Below are 18,795 nucleotides of genomic sequence, written 5' to 3'. Positions count from 1 at the left end.
GCTCGCGAAAACGGTAGTGGCCTAAGCGCTGACCTTGAGGCCAATCAATCCGGTCACGATCAACGCCACACTCGCCAGCCGAATCAACGCCATCGACTCACCAAACAGAATGATCCCCGCAATCACCGTGCCGACGGCACCGACTCCGGTCCAGATCGCATAAGCCGTGCCCAGCGGCAATTCCTTCACCGCCAGGCCCAGCAGACCCAGACTGACGGCCATGGCCGCGACGGTTAAAACGGTGGGTAGTGGGCGGGTGAAGCCGTCGGTGTATTTCAGGCCGACGGCCCAGCCAACCTCGAACAGGCCGGCGAAAAACAGAATGATCCAGGACATGCAAGACCTCCATCGATTGACGGGGTCGTCCCCAGATTAATGACTCGAGCGAGCCGCAGGGTCGTCCCCGCGTTGCGCAACAGTCTGCCGAGCATTAACCCGGGGATCAAGTTTTCGCCTCAGTCGGCTGCTTGCTGCGCCGCCGTTTCGCGATCTGCCTTTTCACTCATCCGGCGGAAGTAGGTCGACAGCAGTGCGCCGGAAATATTGTGCCAGACGCTGAACAACGCACTTGGCACCGCCGCTAATGGTGAAAAGTGCGCGCTGGCCAGCGCGGCGCCGAGCCCCGAATTCTGCATGCCGACTTCCAGCGCCAGCGACTTGCGCTGCGCCAATGGCAATTTGAACAGGCGCCCGGTGAAGTAGCCGAGCAGGTAACCGAAGCTGTTGTGCAGCATCACCACCGCCATGATCAACAGGCCCGATTCGGCGATCTTCGCCTGACTGGCCGCCACCACCGCCGTGACGATGATCACGATGCTGACCACTGACACCAGCGGCAGCACCTCAACCGCATGGCGAACCTTGTTCCCCAATACACGCTGGGCCACCACGCCGAGAACGATCGGCAGCAGCACCACTTGCAGAATCGACCAGAACAACTCCATGAACGACACCGGCAGCCACGCCGAAGCCAGCAGCCAGATCAGCGCTGGGGTCAGCAGTGGGGCGAGGAGGGTAGTGACGGCGGCGATTGCCACCGACAACGCCAGATCTCCACGCGCCAGCCAGGTCATCACATTGGACGACGTGCCGCTCGGGCAGCAACCGACCAGGATCACGCCGACGGCGATTTCTGGTGGCAGATGAAACATCTGGCAGAGCAACCACGCCACACCGGGCATGATCACGAAATGCGCAACCACGCCCAGCGCCACGCGCCACGGATGGCGGGCAACAGCAGCGAAGTCGTCGAGTTTGAGGGTCAGGCCCATGCCGAACATCACCAGCCCCAGCAGCGGCACGATGGCGCTTTTCAGGCCGAGGAACCACGCCGGTTGCAGGAATGCGACCACGGCGAAAATCAGAACCCAGTAAGCGAAGGTATTGCCGACGAAGCGGCTGAGTGCAGCCAGTGCGCGCATGGCTTGGTCCTTGTTATTGAATGAACACCACCAATCGACCTGTGGGAGCGAGCAGGCTCGCTCCCACAGTTTACAAACTCATCAGGGTTAGATCCCCTGCGGAGTCTCTTCCCCACCCAGCGCTTCCACCAGTGCCGGCAGGAAGTCGCCGAAGGTCAGCATCATCAGGGTGAAGCTCGCATCCAGTTGGCCCAGAGCTTCGTCGCCGCCGTCCTGTTCCGCCTGATCCTGCAGCAAGTCTTCGAACTTCAGGCGCTTGACGGTCATCTTGTCGTCGAGCATGAACGACAACTTGTCCTGCCAGGCCAGCGACAACTGGGTGACCACTTTGCCGGTGCTCAGGTGCAGCTGGATTTCTTCGCTGGTCAAGTCCTGACGCTTGCAGCGCACGATGCCGCCATCTTCGTGGGTGTCGCGCAGTTCGCACTCGTCCAGTACATAGAAGTCGTCGGCGGCTTTTTGCGTGGTGACCCAATCGGTCATCACAGCGGTCGGCGCCATTTTCACCGTCAACGGACGCACCGGCAGGGTGCCGATCACTTCACGCAGGGTCGACAGCAAGTCTTCGGCGCGTTTCGGGCTCGCCGAGTTGACCAGGATCAGCCCCTGTTTCGGCGCAATGGCAGCAAAGGTCGACGAGCGACGAATGAAGGCGCGCGGCAGGAAGGCCTGGATGATTTCATCCTTGATCTGGTCGCGTTCCTTTTTATAGACCTTGCGCATCTGCTCGGCTTCGATCTCTTCGACCTTTTCCTTGACCGCGTCACGCACGACGCTGCCCGGCAGAATGCGTTCTTCCTTGCGCGCAGCAATCAGCAGGAAGTCACCGCTGACATGCACCAGGGGTGCGTCTTCGCCTTTGCCGAACGGCGCGACGAAACCGTAGGTGGTCAACTCCTGGCTTGCACATGGACGCGCCAGTTTGGTGGCCAGTGCAGTTTCCAGCGCCTCGGCATCGACAGGCAGGTCTTGGGTCAGGCGATAGATAAGCAGGTTCTTGAACCACATGGGGTGAGTCTCTCCTTTATACAAAGGGGGGCATTATTGTCTTCGCCGTGGCATAGGCCAACCCTTCTCTAAGCCTTTGGAAGGCCTCGGAAAATTATTTAAAAAAGTGCTTGCCAGAGGTGGGGGCGCTCCGTAGAATGCGCGCCACACCGAAGCGAAGGGTGATTAGCTCAGCTGGGAGAGCGTCTGCCTTACAAGCAGAATGTCGGCGGTTCGATCCCGTCATCACCCACCATTCGTTTCAAGTGTTTAGCGCAGCGGTAGTTCAGTCGGTTAGAATACCGGCCTGTCACGCCGGGGGTCGCGGGTTCGAGTCCCGTCCGCTGCGCCATATTCGGTAACCTGGACCACTGAACGCCAGGTCACCACGGAAAAACCCGCTGAAGCGGGTTTTTTTCTGCCCCAAGGTTGTACCCAGGGATGCATGGTTTCACCGGTTTTCGGATTTATTTGAAAAAAACTTCAATTAAATCAACACATTACGAAAACTTGTGGCATAATGCGCCCCGTAACGAAGCGAAGGGTGATTAGCTCAGCTGGGAGAGCGTCTGCCTTACAAGCAGAATGTCGGCGGTTCGATCCCGTCATCACCCACCATTCGTTTCAAGCGTTTCGCGCAGCGGTAGTTCAGTCGGTTAGAATACCGGCCTGTCACGCCGGGGGTCGCGGGTTCGAGTCCCGTCCGCTGCGCCATATTCGGCATCTGGAACACTGAACGCCAGATGTCACGGAAAGCCCGCCTTGTGCGGGCTTTTTGCTGTCTGGCGTTTGTGTTTTCCGCACTTGCGCGGCGCTCACTTGGCGTTGCGTTGATGGCGATAGTCGCTGACAGCCTCGTACACCGCTTTGCGCAGGCGATTGATGCCACCGATCGGACGATGCGCTTCAATGCCGAACCACGGGTTGAACGACAGGTTGTCGCATTGCAGATTCAGCGCCGGGGTGTCGAAGTCCTGCGGCGGCAGGGTAATCCGTGCGACGGTTTCAAAGGGCGCATCCTCTTCGCGCCATTCAATGCTGGTGTCCTCGATCGGCATGAACTTATTGGCATCCTGACGCTGGATCTGCAAAACGAAGCAGGCCGTCACGCGATCGGTCGACAATTGCTGAGTCAAAGCACTGCGCAGAAAATTCGGCAGATCGTGGTTTTGCTTGGGCAATGTATAGGCCGGGCAATTGTCCGGGTCCGGCGCGACGCGAAACTTCGCGTTGGCCTCGCCAAATTTATACGGCGATACCGAAAAGTACGTGGTCTCGGTCGGGCTGTCCGGTGGCGGTGCCAGGGTCGCCAGCGCGATGAACAGATGGCGGACCTGCCAGGTGCGCGGATCCCAGGCAGGGAAGAACGCCATGACTTTTTTGCCATCGGCCTGCGCCGCCACATTCTGCCGGTACTCGGCAACATCGCTGACAAAGAAATTCGGGTGGCTGAACATGACGAAATCCTGTTCAGGCAGACCCTGGCGCTTGCCAAGCAACTGTTTACCCGGAACATCGAGCAGTTTGATTGCCATGCCGCGGGCGTCGCGGATACTGTCGAACTGCGGGTAGGCATTGCCGTTCGATAGCCGGATCAACGCCTGCCAGGTTTTGCCCGGCTCACTGAACACGCCTTGACGCAGGGACTGCTCGAGATCCGGCAAGACCTGCACCTGCGCTTTTACACAGCCATGCGCTTTGGCGTGCGCATCGCGCAGATAGCGCGTCGGTTCGCGATGCTGATCGACGATACGCACGGCGGTCTGGATCACGCTTTGCGTCAGTGCAGCTTCGCCGGGCGGAATCTGCTCGAGTGCCGACACCGGCCCGCGGTGCTGCCAGGCGAACCAGGCGCTGGCAATGGCCCAGCCGAGCAGGCCGATGGCGAGCACGATCAGCACAAGTTTGCCTAGCCATCGGCCAATACGCAGCCAGATCCGCGCCAACAGTGGCAGTTCTTTCTTGAAAGTCGAGATCATGGCAGTTGCGCCTCCAGCGGGCCGCCGAGCACTTTCAGGTATTCGAGCAACGCCCAGCGTTCTTCCGGCTGCAATAAGCGGCCAATCACGCCGTTGCCGCGTTCGCCGGCACGAAATTCATGACCGCTGTTGTGGTTGCCGCTGATGCGCGTGTCGAACAGGAAACCATTGGTAATGGCTTCGGTGCGGTAACCCAGATGTCGCGGATCGTATTCGAAGCTGCCTTTATAGAAGGTGGTGGCGCGCTCATCCTGCGGTGACAGCAACTGATAAATACTCGGCACCGAACCGTTGTGCAGAAACGGCGCGGTGGCCCAGACACCGGCCAGCGGCCGCGCTTTATAAGCGACTTTTTCCCGTACGCCGATCGGCAGGCCGAAACCGTCCAGTTGCGGTTTCTCCTGCGGCGTGACGTTGGCTTCACGGTAGGCGCGGTCTGCGACAAAAGCGGTGACGTAAGCCAGGCCCTTGGCCACTGACAGCTGGCTGAGGTCCAGCGGTTCCGTAGGCGTCGGGTGCAGTTTGACGTCCATCGTTTGCAGATCTTTCAGGTCCCATTGCAGCGCGCTCAGGTCGAAACGGTGGCTGGCAATGTTGTTGGCGGCGTTCGGATCGGTACCGATCACTGCGACCGGCAACATGTGCAGATTTTGCACCCAGCGCTCGCCTTCCTTAGTCTGCGGCGGCACATGGCAACTGGCGCAATTCTCGGTAAACAGTGCACGGCCCTTCGCGGCCAGCGGCTTGTCGATGGCACCGAACAGGGCCTCTGGCCAGGCGGGCGGGCGGAGTTTTTGCAGGGTTTCCTCGATTTTGTGCAGATCTCGCACGCGTACGCTGGAGGCATAGCGCGCATCGCCTTGCAGCGGTTGGCCGTTGCTGTCGAAAAAATTCAGCGTGGCGCCGACGCCCAGCGCCTCGCCGATATTGCGCGCCATCGGCTGTTGCGCCGAGCCGTTCCATTGCACCCAATCGAACGTCCACATGTCCCACAGTTGCGGGTAATCCACCGGCGCATCGGCCACGCGATAGTTGCCCGCGGAAATCGCATCGCCGAACGTGGCGTTGGCGATCCGCCCGAACGCGTCGGTGCGACCGGGGCCTTCTTCGGTTGGATAGAGGCCGCGATGGGTATCGTTCCAAGCCACTTTAATGAAGGTGTCCAGTGAGGTTTTGAATTCTTTGCGCAACTGTTGGTGACGCGCGCCGTAGGCATCGCCCAACACGTTTCTGGCGAAACGTTCGAATTTCCACGGGTTGTAGTAAGTCGAGGTCAGACTGGCTACCAATGCCTGTCCGAAACTGCCACCGCGCAGTGTAGGAACGCTGGAAGGCAGCACGTGTTGCGCCGCGCCTCCGTCGATCCGCACCGCCTGGCCTTTGAAGCGCAGTTCGCCGGTGTGGCAGGCGGCGCAGGTAATGTCCAGATAATGCTCGCCGCTGCCAGGGTTCTGGTGCCGAGCAAAACCGACGGGCAGGTTGCCGGGGTTGTTCGGCGTGGCTTTCTGCTGCGGGTCAATCAGAAAGCCGAAGCGTGCGAGGTACTCGGGTGAGGCGAAGCGCTGCTGCGTAAAGGGCAGTTCGAGTGCCTGGAACCATTCGTAGCGCAGGCCTTTGACCTGCGTGCCCTGTGGCGTGAAGTAATAGGTTTGCCGGTCCTGCTCGCTCCACTGATCGAGGTAATGCACTTGCTCGGCGGGCGTGTAGAGCGGCAATTTCGGATTGGCGACGTAATACAGCACCACGGCCAGAACGAGGCCCAGCAGTACGACGATCAGGGTCAGCACACGGAATAAGAGGCGCAAGATAAACATCCTTGTCGAATTGTTGCGCTGTTATGCCTGAGCGAGGCCCTGTGCGGCAAGTGGCCATTACGCCAGATGTAGCGAGCAGGGCTGACGATGGTTCTCGGAAGTAGATGACAGAAGCTTCATCGTTGCTGGCGGCCAATGCGTTTCAGTCCCTGAACTTATCGCAAGTTTCCTGCTCTCATGCCGGTAGCCATTGGTCGTGGCGGCCTGATAAGCTCGCGGCTTTACTCGATTGCCCATTCGGCGCATGAACAAGGAAATAGCATGAAACAGCATCGGTTGGCGGCGGCGGTAGCCCTGGTTAGCCTGGTACTCGCGGGTTGTGACTCGCAGACCAGCGTAGAGCTGAAAACCCCGGCGCAGAAAGCTTCCTACGGCATCGGCCTGAACATGGGCAAAAGCCTGGCTCAGGAAGGCATGGATGACCTGGACTCCAAAGCGGTAGCCCAGGGCATTGAAGATGCCGTCGGCAAGAAAGAACAGAAGCTGAAAGATGAAGAGCTGGTCGAAGCCTTCGCCGCGCTGCAAAAGCGTGCCGAAGAGCGCATGGCCAAGATGAGCGAAGAGTCGGCAGCCGCCGGCAAGAAGTTCCTCGAAGAAAACGGCAAGAAGGCTGGCGTGACGACTACCGCTTCGGGTCTGCAGTACGAAGTGGTGAAGAAGGCCGACGGCCCGCAGCCGAAGCCGACTGACGTAGTGACCGTTCACTACACCGGCAAGCTGACCAACGGCACCGTGTTCGACAGCTCCGTCGAGCGCGGCAGCCCGATCGATCTGCCGGTGAGTGGCGTGATCCCGGGTTGGGTTGAAGGTCTGCAACTGATGCACGTTGGCGAGAAGTACAAACTGTACATTCCTAGCGATCTGGCTTATGGCGCGCAATCGCCAAGCCCGGCGATTCCGGCCAACTCGGTTCTGGTCTTCGACCTCGAACTGCTGGCCATCAAGGATCCAGCCAAAGAAGCTGCCGCTGCCAAGTAATTGGTAAACGCATCGACAACAACGCCTCGCTTATGCGGGGCGTTGTTGCATCTGGACCCCGGCAAGGGTAAACAGAACGAACCGATGCCGCTTGGCACAGTCATAGCCATTGAGGCTGCCCGCGCTAGCCGCCCTGAGCAGCCAAGTCAATGAAATATTGGGGTTTTTTATGTGAGTAAAAAACGCCCGATCTAAGCGCAGCCCTTATGAAACGGGGCTTTCAGCGCTGAAATGCAGCTCTGTTCACAAGGTTATCCACAATTTGTGTGGATAACATTTCAGTGGGAGGAATAGATGAAAGCTCCATGGAATTTCGTTCGATTCCTGCCCTTGGCCGGTCGTTTGCTGGCCCGAGGCCGTTTGCCAACCTTGCTGTTTGCGGTGGCCAGCAAGGGTGCTGCGCAAGGCAATCGTTTGGGCAAACTCAAAGATGATTTGCGCCTGCTTCAGGCCTTGTGTCTGGCCTACTGGCGCGGCGAGTACCGGGCCATCAGCAGCAAAGCGCTGATTTCGGTAGTGGCGGGTTTGATGTACTTCCTCAGTCCCGTGGATGCGGTGCCGGATTTCATTCCCATGTTCGGCATGCTCGACGACGTCGCCGTTCTCGCCTGGCTGATGAAAACCCTCAGCGATGAGCTCGACGCCTTTCGCCAGTGGCGCAACCGTCAGCATCCAGAAAAACTGGCGGTGGTCGAACGCCTGCCGGACACCCCCGAACAACTGCAACTCCAGGGACCGAAAAAGCCCTGATTGTGCAAACCTGCCTGTAGATAGATACCCCCCGCGACCTTGGCCGCTGTTAGGATTACACTTCTAGGGAAAAGTGCCGACTCGCTAAGTGTTGTTGTCCTACGGGGTAGTCATGGATATTCAGATCATTGCACGCGATGGCGAACCGGAATACGCGGTTCTGCCGTGGGCTCAATATCAGGCTCTACTAAAAGCAGCAGGAATCGACGAAGCACCGAAGCGCGCGGCAGCCACGCCGCTCGCAGCCACATCAGATCCGATTCTTCCGGGTCTGGATCAACTACGCAGTTTGCGCGAAGGGAAGGGCATCGCCATCGAGGCGCTGGCCCGCACGGTAGGCATCAGCCCGTCTTATCTGGCCATGATCGAAAGTGGCGAGCGTCAGCCCGACGCCGCGATTCGCCGCAGCCTGGCCTGGGAACTGACGGTGCCAGGGTGGAGGGAAGAATCGTGAGCGTACGCATCAGCCGTCAACATTGGGATGGTTTGCTGGGGGAGCTGGATCAGGCGCGACGTCAGCGTCATCTACTGACTTATCGGGCCTTGCTGGAGCGGTTGCAACTGCCGACACCGGCCATGCAGACTCTTACCGCCGCGCTTGAGCATCTGGCGGCGCTGGACGCCAGGGCCGAACAACCGCTGCGCAGTTCGCTGGTGATCAGTCAGGGCGCGAGCCGTTTGCCCCGCACCGGTTTTTTTGAGTGTGTCGAACGTCTCGGGCGTTTTTCCGGGCCGTCCGATGGCGTCGCTGCGGCCTCCTGGCATGCGTCGGAAGTGGTGCGTGTCTTCGAATACGAATACCCGGAATCGGCGGAGGCCTGAGTGTTCTTGCGCCTCAAGGCGCGGGCCGGCTACTGGCTGGCCCGCCGGTTGTTTCATTGGTCGTGGCTGGTGCGCCAGCCGCGTGGCTGGCACTGGCTGGAAGGCCAGTTTGCGCGCATGGCCAACCTTGGCGATGTCGGTGCGCAAAGCTTCTACGGGCACATCCTGACCTTTCGCGGCGTCGGCCTCGGTGCGCGCGAAGAGGGCGTGCGCTTGTTGCGCCTGGCAGCGCTCGGTGGTGACGGCAAAGCGGCTTATCAGCTTGGCGTGATCAGCCTCGCTGGCACACCGAGCAAAGCGCCGGACGCTGTCGAAGCCGCGCGCTGGTGGGGCATCGCTGCCAAGGCCGGGCACCCTTTGGCCGAGCTCAAGTTGCAAAAACTGAGCCGCGACGATTCAATGCATTAAATCGATTTCTGTCAGTTTTATAAACGTGGCGTGAGGTTTTCCTCACGCCACGTTTGCATTTTTGCGTATCTGTTTATCAGGTAGCGATTTATTACAGACAAGTCCTACAGGTATCGCCTACTTGCCTGACTTCTTTCCCGATTGATCCCCCGCACAGTTCCCGCGCCTAACTTTTTGCGCGAGGGAACGCTCATGTTTGACCCGCTGAACCCATCCACTTCTTCGCACCTGCGCGTGCGCTGATGGACGCCATCGACCGCATCGAGCAAGCACTCGACAGCTTTCCCGGCACCCTCAGTCTCTACCGCCAGCAACTTGAGCATTGGGCCAGTCGCACCGCCGACTCGGTCAGCCATGCGGCGGACCTGCCATCGCTGATGGGCATGGAGCGGGTCATTCGATTCGGCGAACACAGCACCACCGTCAGCAGTGCCGACGACCAGTTTTTCTCAGGGGGCGTGCAGTGTCCGCAGGGCGGGGTGATGCAGATCGAGAGCAAGTTCGAGTCGGTTTACGACATTGCGCTCGGCAACATTCAAGTCGATGTGATCGCCATGGACGGTGGCGAAGCGACGCCGGTGACCCTTGATGCACAAGGCAAGGGGTCGTTCAAAGGCACGCCGGGCAAGTTCTACCGGGTGCAGGTGCACAGCGCGGTCACGCCGGGTCAGCTCGACGATCTTTTCAAAGCCTACGACGGCCTGACCCGCGAACTGGATGGCTGGCTGCGCAGCGAATGGCAGGGTTTCAAGCCGCAATGGTCGCGGTCCGCGGCGACGGCAGCCGGCAACGGCCTGCTGGCCGGCAGTTGGGCGGCGATCGAGGGTGTCTGGGACAGCATCGGCCTGCTCTCGGATATCTTGCGCGACCCCGGCGCGTTTGTTGAGCGACTGGGCAGCGGCGCAACCGAATTGATGGCGCTGGCCACGACGGCGCCTGAGCTGATGGAAAAGCTGCAGTTGCTGGTCAGTGACGAAGCGGCGCTGTGTTTGCTGCTGCGTACGGCCAGCCTTTGGCTGGAGATGCTGCCGCCCAGTGAGATCGCCGGCAAAACTGCCGAAGCCGCATCAATGATGATGGTTCAGTTGCTCATCGATGTGCTGATCGGCGTGGTCCTGACATTCGCCAGTGGCGGCGCGGGCATTGCCTATCTGAGCCTGCGTCTGGCCGACCGCGCCGTGCAATTGCTCGCAGCGGTGAAGCGTCTGGTCAAGGCCATCTTCACCATCGTCAGCACCTTCATTGAATACGTCGATCGCTACAAGAGCGTCGCCGCTCGCGGTATCGCCGCCGGGGTGAAAAAAGGCCGGATGCAATTGCGTTGGGACGCCAGGCGCAACACCACGCTGAAGCAAGACGAACCGCACGACGACTCCCCCGACCAGGCCAAAAACCCCAACGGCGACAGCGCCGATTGCGTGCCGCTGACCTGCACCAATGGTTGCCCGGTGTCGATGGTTACCGGCGAAGAACTGCTGACCCTGACGGATGCGGTGCTGGATGGTGTGCTGCCGTTCGAGTTCAGCCGTTTGTATCGCTCGAGCGCCGTCGAGATCGACATTGGCCTGGGGTTTGGCTGGAGCCATTCACTGGCGCATCGGCTGGAGTTTGAGGGTGACTTTGTTGTCTGGGTCGACCATGAAAACCGGCGTACGCGGTTTCCGTTGCCCAGTGCTACCCGGCCGGCAATTCATAACAGTTTGTCGCGGGCGGCGGTTTTTCTTGGCGATGAACCGGAGGAACTGATTCTCGCGCTGGCCGGCGAGGCGGCGCGGTTTTATCACTTTCGCGCCGGGCGGCTGACGGCGATCAGTGATGTGTATGGCAATCGGCTCGCGGTGCAGCGCGATCGGGCTGATCGGGTGCAGCGGCTGGATAACGGCGCCGGTCGGGCTTTGTCGCTGCGCTATGACCGCGCGCAGTTGGTCGGCGTGGATTATCAGGTGTTTCGTGAGGCTGTCTGGCACACCGAACAGACCCTCGTTAGTTATGGCTTCGACGCCTATCAAAATCTGATCGAAGCGACCAACGCGGTCGGCGACAGCGAGCGCTACGACTACGACGACGCTCATGTCATCTTGCAGCGGCAACTGGCCGGCGGGGCGAGCTTCTTCTGGGAGTGGGAACGCTCCGGCAAGGCTGCACGTTGCGTCAGGCATTGGGCCTCGTTCTCGCAAATGAACACCCGCTACGTCTGGGCCGACGACGGCAGCGTCGCGGTGCAGTACGTCGACGGCACCGAAGAAACCTACGTCCACGACGACCGCGCGCGGCTGGTGCGCAAGGTTGAGGCGGACGGCGGCGAACACCTCAAGGCCTATGACGCTGCCGGCCGGTTGATCGCCGAGCAGGACCCGCTGGGCGCGGTTACCGAATACCGCTACGACGAAGTCGGACGGCTGATCGCGCTGATTCCCCCGGACGACGCGCCAACGTCCTACGAGTATCGCAACGGTTTCCTCTACCGGCGTTCGCGCGGCGATGCGGTGTGGATCTACCGGCGCAACGCCGAGGGCGATGTCACCGAAGCGGTCGACCCTGACGGTCAGGTCACCCATTCCTACTACAACGTGCGCGGGCAACTGCTGTCGATCCGCTACCCGGACAGCAGCCGGCATCGGCTGGTGTGGAATCCGCTCGGTCAGTTGACCGAAGAAACCCTGCCCGACGGCGGCGTGCGGCGTTTTTCCTACGACGCGTTGGGGCGGCGAACTACGAGTGCCGACGAACACGGCGCCGTTACACGCCAGCAGTGGGACGCCGTTGGCCGACTGATCCAGACGACATTTCCTACCGGCAGCAGCCGCGCCTACAGCTACGGCGCCTACGGCCAGGTCACCGCCGAACGCGACGAACTCGGGCGCATCACCCGTTACGAGTATGACGATGACTTGCACTTGGTCTCGCGGCGGATCAATCCCGACGGCACGCAGGTGCAGTACCGCTATGACCATGCGCAGCTGCTGCTCACCGAGATCGAAAACGAGTCCGGGGAAAAGTATCGGCTGGACTACACGCCGAGCGGATTGATCCGACAGGAAACCGGGTTTGATGGACGCCGGACCGCGTATGCCTACGACCTGAACGGGCATCTGCTGGAGAAGACCGAGTTTGGTGATGACGGCTCATGTTTGCTGACTGCTTATGAGCGCGATGCTGCTGGCCGCCTACTGATAAAGACCCTGCCCGATGGGGTGAAGGTCGAATATTCCTACGACCGACTCGGCCGCCTCATCGCCGTCGATGACGGTAACAATCACCCGCTGGCCTTCGAATACGACCGTCAGGATCGGCTGATCACCGAGCACCAAGGCTGGGGCACCCTGCGTTATGGCTACGACGCCTGCGGTCAGCTCAAACGTCTGCGCCTGCCGGACAACAGCAAGCTCGACTATCACTACGCCAAGGGCGGCGCGCTGACCGCGATCGACCTCAACGGCACACCGCTGACTCGCCACGTCTACCAGTTCGGCCGTGAAGTGCAGCGCCAGCAAGGCCTGCTGCTCAGCGAATATGCCTACGACGAACAGGGAAGATTGCTCGCCCACGCCGTAGGCCATCAGCGCGATTCGCTCTACCGCCGCGATTATGCCTACAGCGCCAACGGCAACCTTGCGCACATCGCCGACAGCCGCCACGGCCAGCGCACCTACGGCTACGACGCCCTCGACCGACTGATCCGCGTCCGCCACTCCCGCGACGAACTGCCGGAGTCCTTCGCCCACGACCCGGCCGGCAACCTGCTGATGCAGGACCGCCCCGGCCCGAGCCAGGTCAAAGGCAACCGCCTGCTGATGCAAGGCGACCGCCATTACGACTACGACGCCTTCGGCAACCTGATCCGCGAACGCCGCGGCAAAGCACAAACACTCGTCACCGAATACCGCTACGACAGCCAGCACCGCCTGATCGGCCTGACCCGCCCCGACGGCCAGACCGCCACTTACCAATACGACGCCTTCGGCCGCCGCATCCGCAAAACCGTCGACGGCCAGACCACCGAGTTCTTCTGGCAAGGCGACCAAGTCGTCGCCGAAAGCAGCCAGAACGAATACCGCAGCTACGTCTACGAACCGGGCACCTTCCGCCCTCTGGCACTGCTCGACGGCAAAGGCCCGAAAAAAGCCTGTCCGTTTTACTACCAACTCGACCACCTCGGCACCCCGCAAGAACTCACCGACTACGGCGGCGACATCGTCTGGTCCGCCCAATACGACGCCTACGGCAAAACCGCCGCACTGACCCTCGCCGGCGACGATTACCTGAACCAGCCGCTGCGCTTTCAGGGGCAGTACTTCGATGCCGAAAGCGGATTGCACTACAACCGGCACCGGTATTACGACCCGCGGCTTGGGCGGTATCTGACGCCCGATCCGGTGAAGCTGGCGGGTGGGTTGAATCAGTACCAGTACGTGCCGAATCCGACAGGGTGGGTGGATCCGTTGGGGTTGAGTTCCAATTGTCCACCGCCGAATAAAGCTGAAAAGAACTGCCAGTTACCGACTGTTGATAACCGTGCGCCGATTTTGCCTAAGCCGCTGCCTGAGGCAGATGCTAAGCGCGAAGTTTTGGCATGGGAGAGGCGATACCGTATGCACTCGGTAGAAAAACATGGCCCCGAAATCCCTGATGCAGCGCTGAAGCAGCGTTCTATTGATGGTTCTCACCCAACTAAAAAAGGTAGAAGGGAAGCCATAAATGCGAGTTCACAATTCACCAGCTGGTCTTTACAGCATCAGGCTATCGCTTATGCTCTTTCCAAGATGAATAAGGCTGTGCCGGAGCCTACCGGACATGACGCGGCAGGTAATCCCTACGTCCGCGTACAAATTCCCGGAGTAGGGAGAGGATATAAACCGAATAGCAAAGATCCTGCTAATCCGAAATATATTGAAGTGATGAATGAGGCAGAAATAAGGTTTCGTAGAAACGATGTCAAACGTCCATTCACGGCTTTCACCAGGTAGGAAGATAATTGTGAAGTCACCATTTGAAAATGTAGCCCTTTCTTGGGAGCCAAAAGTTTCCTATTTTCTGGGGGCACTCGAAATTTATGATAGAGAGGAAGAGGGGGAACTATATCTGCAGTACGACCCGAATGCCCCGGGGGAACGGAAGGAGGTAATTGAAAAGTTTTTAATTCCTAGTCTTGACTATCTTGGCTATAGACACAAATACGCCTTGCTCGAAGTGTTGAGAAATGCTCTGGCGGATCAGAGTTATGATTTCTCTGCGCTATTTGAAAGTGATTATGATGAGTGCATAACCATGGTGTGGAGCGAGGGCGAAGTGGAGGATGCTCGTCTTTTTTTTGAGGATGTTTATCGGGTGGCTAGTGAAGTCTGGGAGCAGGATTTACACCACGCCAGTCTTGAAGATCAATTATCTTGGTGATGCGTGATGCGTGATGCGTGATGCGTGATGCTGGTGCGCCGTTTCATTATCAAAAATAGAATTGGGAGGACGGTTTGCGAGAAGCCCGCTTCCAAAAAGTTTTAGTCGTTTAGCTAATCAATATTGGCAATTGAGGGATAGGTGCGCTGCCAGCGTCTAGTAAATGCACACTAAACCCCACAACATTCTTCGCATGATGCTTCGCCTGCGAAGCCATCTCCGCCAGCTGGCTCGCATCCAGTTCCGCACAGGCTTCCGGGCGAAGGTGCACCACCCCGATCGATAACGACAACAACGCAAACTCCTGCCGCACACCCTGACGATTCGGCGCAACAAAACACCCTGCCTCAAGATGTTCAGGCCGATAGAACCGGCGGCATTGGCTCTGAAAGTCGTCGAGCAGTTGATTGAGGCGTTTGCGCCAGTCTTCCGGGCCGAGGACGAGGAGGAAGTCGTCGCCGCCGATGTGGCCGACGAAGTCGCGGGTGGGGTCGATGCGTTCGTTGAGGCATTGGGCGAGGCAGAGCAGGACTTCGTCACCGCGGCCGTAGCCGTAGATGTCGTTGAAGGGTTTGAAGCTGTCGATGTCGACGTAGCAGATGATCGACTCGCGGCCTTGCTGCAGCAAGCGGGTCAGGCACTGCTGAATCGGTACGTTGCCGGGCAGCAAAGTCAGCGGGTTGGCGTAGCGGGCCTGCTGGATTTTCAGTTCGGTGATCAGTTTGAGCACGTTGATCACCCGGCCGAGGCCGAGGTAGCTGCCGTTGAGGGTGATGATGAAGTCTTCTTCGATGCGCTGGCGGGCGCGGCTGGTGATCAGGCGGCTGACTTGTTGCAGCGACTGGCTCATTTCCACGGCGAGGAAGTCGTCGCTCATCAGGCGGCTGATCGGTTTGCGTGCGAACAGGTCGGTGGCGAAAGGCTTGAGCAGTGCGTCGGACAACGAATGGCGGTGAACAATGCCAGCCGGTTGGCCCTGTTCGTCGAGCACCGCCAGCGAGTTGAGGTTGGCCTGGCGGCGGAACGCTTCGAGCACGGTTGCGGTGGGTGTATCGCGATGCACCGCCGGTTGCTCGTTGAGCAGGGCGCTCAGGTCGCTGCCTTCGTCGTTCAGCGCTACGGCGCTGCTGTCGTGTTTCGGCATCAAGGCGCGGGAGTCGCGCGATGGCTGTTCCTGGGGGCGACCGAGCAGATAGCCCTGCACCAGATCGACACCCATTTCAGTGAGTACGGCGAGTTCTTCCGGCAGTTCGATGCCTTCGGCGATCACTTGTGCCCGCGAGGCTTTGGCGATTTGCAGGATCGAGCCGACGAACTCGCGCTTCAACGCATCCTGATGAATGCCATCGATGAAATGCCGGTCGATCTTCACGTAATCCGGGCGCAGCTCAGACCAAAGGCGCAGGCTCGAATACCCGGCGCCAAGGTCATCCAGCGCAATGGAAAAACCCATCGCCCGGTAATGATGCAGGGCGGTTTGCAACAACTGGAAATCGTCGATCGGCGTCTGCTCGGTCAGTTCGATAACCACCTGACTGGGCGGAATGCCGAAGTCCTGCAGGAGCTGCAAAGTTCGTCCGGGTTGATGCGCCGCTTCGAGCAGAGATTCCGGTGAGACGTTGAGAAACAGTTTGCCCGGAAGCTTCTGCTCGTTGAAACGCCGGCAGGCGGATTCTCGACAAGCGATCTCGAGTTCGCTCAGGCGCCCGGCCTGACGCGCCACGGCGAACAGGGCGATCGGTGAGTGCAGAGGGCTGTTGGATGGGCCGCGCGTCAGCGCTTCGTAACCGAGGATGCGTCGCTCGGAGAGACTGATGATCGGCTGGAACAGGCTGTGCAATCCGCTTTGAGTCAGGATCGAGCTCAACGCGCTCAGCTGTTCGGTCGTGGTCATGGCAGTCTCTGGCGATAAAAAAAGGACCGGGAGCACTCTTGGTTCAGAGTAACTCCCGGCCCTTTATTGCACGACAGAATGATGACTGTTTGATGACGATCCGGGGATCGTCAGCATTAATTTGCCATCACTTACTTCTTGGCCACCTGATTGCTCAGCTTCAGGTAATCGAGCAATACGCGCCCGGTTTCGCTGAGGTAGGCATCGTCTTCCGGTTTGACTTTGTCCGGATCGGCTGCCGCCAGTGCGTCATCGTCTTCTTTCTTCAGCTCTTTAAGCGGTTCTTCGCCTTTGGCCTTGCGACGCAGGTTCTCCATCGTCAGTTGCTTGGCGTCGATGTCGGCGTGCTGGGCACGACGCTCGGCTTCGTTGAGGCTGACGGTTTTTTCTTCCATCAGTTTCTGCGCCAGCGCCAGCTTGTCACGGATGAACACGAACTCGGCATCCTTGGCGGTGCGCGTGTCATGTTCGGACTTGAGCTGAGCCAGGTACGGTTTGAACGGATCGGCCGCCGGTTTGATTGCCGCGCGGATGGTGTCCCACGGCATGGCTTCCGGCAGTGCGCTCTCACCGATTTCCTTGGTATCGATCAGCGACGGGTAGTCGATGTCCGGCAGCACGCCCTGGTGCTGGGTGCTCTGCCCGGAGACCCGGTAGAACTTGGCCAGGGTCAGTTTCAGTTCGCCGTGGTTCAGCGGCTGAATGGTCTGCACAGTGCCTTTACCGAAGGTCTGGCCGCCGATGATCAGCGCACGGTGGTAGTCCTGCATGGCGCCGGCGAAGATCTCCGACGCCGAGGCGGACAAGCGGTTGACCAGCAACGCCATCGGGCCTTTGTAGAACGCGCCCGGGTTCTCGTCTTCCAGCACGTCGACGCGGCCATCGGCATTACGTACCAGTACGGTCGGGCCCTTGTCGATGAACAGGCTGGTCAGCTCGGTGGCTTCCTGCAGGGAACCGCCGCCGTTGTTGCGCAGGTCGATGACCACGCCGTCGACTTTGTCCTTCTGCAGTTCGGTCAGCAGCTTCTTCACGTCGCGCGTGGTGCTCTTGTAATCCGGATCACCGGCACGGAACGCCTTGAAGTCGAGGTAGAAGGCCGGAATCTCGATCACGCCGAGCTTGTAGTCCTTGCCGTCCTGTTTCAGGTTCAGCACCGACTTCTTCACGGCCTGGTCTTCGAGCTTCACCGCTTCACGGGTGATCGGCACGATCTTGGTGGTCTGGTCGTTCGGCGCATTGCTCGCCGGAATCACTTCCAGACGCACCACGGTGCCTTTCGGCCCACGGATCAGCTTGACCACTTCGTCCAGACGCCATCCGACCACGTCGACCATCTCTTTGTTGCCCTGGGCAACGCCGATGATCTTGTCGGCCGGGGCCACTTGTTTGGTCTTGTCAGCCGGGCCTGCCGGCACCAGACGCACGACTTTCACCTGATCGTTGTCGCTCTGCAACACGGCACCGATGCCCTCGAGGGACAGGCTCATGTTGATGTCGAAGTTCTCCGCGTTATCCGGCGACAGATAGTTGGTGTGCGGATCATAGGACATGGCGAAGGTGTTGATGTACGCCTGGAAGATGTCTTCCGGACGGGTCTGGTCCAGGCGCGCCAGCTGGTTCTTGTAGCGCTTGGTCAGGGTTTCCTGGATCTGCTTGGGCTCTTTGCCGGCGATCTTCATCCGCAGCACTTCGTCCTTGACGCGTTTGCGCCAGAGGTCGTCGAGTTCAGCGGTGGACTTGAGCCAAGGGGCGTCCTTGCGATCGATCAGCAAGGTCTCTTTGGTGGTGAAGTCCATCTTGTCGACGCCTTTGTTCAGCTCGGCAAGGGCGAAGTCCAGACGCGCCTTGACGCGGTCCAGATAGCGCTTGTAGATGGTGAACCCGGCGTTGAGGTCGCCGCTCTTGAGGAAGTCGTCGAACTGGGTCTTCCACTTGTCGAATTCGGCGATGTCGCTGGACATGAAATAACTGCGCGACGGATCCAGCAGCTTGAGGTAGCTGTCGTAGATGATCACCGAACGCGCATCGTCGAGCGGCGGTTTGCTGTAGTGGTGACGCTTGAGCAACTCGACGACATTCAGGCTGGCGATGACTTCATCGCGATCAGGCTGCAACTTGTCCCAGCTGTTGGCTGCGAATGTAGTGCCCGACACCGGCAACAGACCGATACCGATAAAAAGAGCGAGGGCGGTGCTGGGGAGCAGATGCTTCATGCTGATTCGACGCGGGGACAATTGATAACGCATATTAGGCCGTCTTTGAAGTCGCCGGTTCTACGAGAGCCGGTCGCATAATGCAAAAAGCCCGGCGCTACAGCTTCGGGCTCAGTCCAGACTCACTATGGA

At 59.5% G+C, this 18,795-nt stretch carries 14 protein-coding genes and 4 tRNA genes; 11 read left to right on the top strand and 7 right to left on the bottom strand.

What is annotated here, in order from left to right; translation table 11 throughout:
* Positions 1-21 precede the first annotated feature (21 nt).
* The 3 genes from sugE to rdgC form a co-directional block, all read right to left on the bottom strand.
* The gene (sugE, locus tag V6F91_RS01660; protein WP_332761857.1) at positions 22-336 is read right to left on the bottom strand and encodes a quaternary ammonium compound efflux SMR transporter SugE; all 315 of its coding nucleotides are present in this window, start codon (positions 334-336) and stop codon (positions 22-24) included.
* 119 nt (positions 337-455) lie between these two features.
* Complete coding sequence (locus V6F91_RS01655; RefSeq protein WP_332761855.1) at positions 456-1,421, bottom strand: bile acid:sodium symporter family protein; 966 nt, start codon at positions 1,419-1,421, stop codon at positions 456-458.
* An 87-nt stretch (positions 1,422-1,508) separates the two neighbouring features.
* Positions 1,509-2,429 (bottom strand): recombination-associated protein RdgC, encoded by a 921-nt coding sequence (gene rdgC / locus V6F91_RS01650; RefSeq protein WP_250604176.1) that lies wholly within the window; start codon positions 2,427-2,429, stop codon positions 1,509-1,511.
* A 159-nt stretch (positions 2,430-2,588) separates the two neighbouring features.
* On the opposite strand from rdgC, the gene V6F91_RS01645 reads away from it, so the two are divergent.
* The 4 genes from V6F91_RS01645 (at position 2,589) to V6F91_RS01630 (ending at position 3,122) form a co-directional block, all read left to right on the top strand.
* Positions 2,589-2,664, top strand: a tRNA-Val gene (locus V6F91_RS01645).
* 19 nt (positions 2,665-2,683) lie between these two features.
* A tRNA-Asp gene (locus V6F91_RS01640) sits at positions 2,684-2,760 on the top strand.
* Positions 2,761-2,950: 190 nt separating this feature from the next.
* Positions 2,951-3,026: transfer RNA gene (locus V6F91_RS01635), tRNA-Val, on the top strand.
* 19 nt (positions 3,027-3,045) lie between these two features.
* Positions 3,046-3,122: transfer RNA gene (locus tag V6F91_RS01630), tRNA-Asp, on the top strand.
* 101 nt (positions 3,123-3,223) lie between these two features.
* Here V6F91_RS01630 and V6F91_RS01625 read toward each other — a convergent pair.
* Positions 3,224-4,357, bottom strand: a complete 1,134-nt coding sequence (locus V6F91_RS01625) for a catalase family protein (RefSeq protein ID WP_332762847.1) — start codon at positions 4,355-4,357, stop codon at positions 3,224-3,226.
* Between the two features lie 26 nt (positions 4,358-4,383).
* Positions 4,384-6,192: a di-heme-cytochrome C peroxidase gene (locus tag V6F91_RS01620; RefSeq protein WP_332761851.1), complete on the bottom strand. Its 1,809-nt coding sequence runs from the start codon at positions 6,190-6,192 to the stop codon at positions 4,384-4,386.
* 270 nt (positions 6,193-6,462) lie between these two features.
* On the opposite strand from V6F91_RS01620, the gene V6F91_RS01615 reads away from it, so the two are divergent.
* The 7 genes from V6F91_RS01615 (at position 6,463) to V6F91_RS01585 (ending at position 14,553) form a co-directional block, all read left to right on the top strand.
* Positions 6,463-7,179 carry an FKBP-type peptidyl-prolyl cis-trans isomerase gene (locus V6F91_RS01615; RefSeq protein ID WP_007919751.1) on the top strand — a complete coding sequence of 239 codons (717 nt, stop codon included), beginning with the start codon at positions 6,463-6,465 and terminating at the stop codon, positions 7,177-7,179.
* Between the two features lie 294 nt (positions 7,180-7,473).
* Positions 7,474-7,929, top strand: coding sequence for a YkvA family protein (locus tag V6F91_RS01610; protein WP_332761849.1), 456 nt, complete (start codon positions 7,474-7,476; stop codon positions 7,927-7,929).
* 112 nt (positions 7,930-8,041) lie between these two features.
* Positions 8,042-8,383: a helix-turn-helix transcriptional regulator gene (locus V6F91_RS01605; RefSeq protein WP_332761848.1), complete on the top strand. Its 342-nt coding sequence runs from the start codon at positions 8,042-8,044 to the stop codon at positions 8,381-8,383.
* Complete coding sequence (locus tag V6F91_RS01600; protein WP_007898892.1) at positions 8,380-8,751, top strand: hypothetical protein; 372 nt, start codon at positions 8,380-8,382, stop codon at positions 8,749-8,751. Before V6F91_RS01605 ends, V6F91_RS01600 begins: the two co-directional genes overlap by 4 nt.
* Positions 8,752-9,159 (top strand): sel1 repeat family protein, encoded by a 408-nt coding sequence (locus V6F91_RS01595; RefSeq protein WP_332761842.1) that lies wholly within the window; start codon positions 8,752-8,754, stop codon positions 9,157-9,159.
* 242 nt (positions 9,160-9,401) lie between these two features.
* Positions 9,402-14,126 carry an RHS repeat-associated core domain-containing protein gene (locus V6F91_RS01590; RefSeq protein WP_332761840.1) on the top strand — a complete coding sequence of 1,575 codons (4,725 nt, stop codon included), beginning with the start codon at positions 9,402-9,404 and terminating at the stop codon, positions 14,124-14,126.
* 10 nt (positions 14,127-14,136) lie between these two features.
* Positions 14,137-14,553, top strand: coding sequence for a hypothetical protein (locus V6F91_RS01585; protein WP_332761838.1), 417 nt, complete (start codon positions 14,137-14,139; stop codon positions 14,551-14,553).
* 109 nt (positions 14,554-14,662) lie between these two features.
* On the opposite strand, the gene V6F91_RS01580 is transcribed toward V6F91_RS01585, so the two are convergent.
* A complete protein-coding gene (locus V6F91_RS01580; protein ID WP_332761836.1) occupies positions 14,663-16,447 on the bottom strand; it encodes a bifunctional diguanylate cyclase/phosphodiesterase in 1,785 nt (594 codons plus the stop codon).
* A gap of 131 nt (positions 16,448-16,578) precedes the next feature.
* Positions 16,579-18,663 carry a carboxy terminal-processing peptidase gene (locus V6F91_RS01575; protein WP_332761834.1) on the bottom strand — a complete coding sequence of 695 codons (2,085 nt, stop codon included), beginning with the start codon at positions 18,661-18,663 and terminating at the stop codon, positions 16,579-16,581.
* Positions 18,664-18,795 lie beyond the last annotated feature (132 nt).

This window comes from Pseudomonas koreensis, from assembly GCF_036668835.1.
In the GTDB taxonomy this organism is placed as follows: Bacteria; Pseudomonadota; Gammaproteobacteria; order Pseudomonadales; family Pseudomonadaceae; genus Aquipseudomonas; species Aquipseudomonas koreensis_I.
The sequence above is the reverse complement of the archived record's forward strand: the minus strand, read 5'-3'. Positions and strand labels throughout refer to the sequence as shown.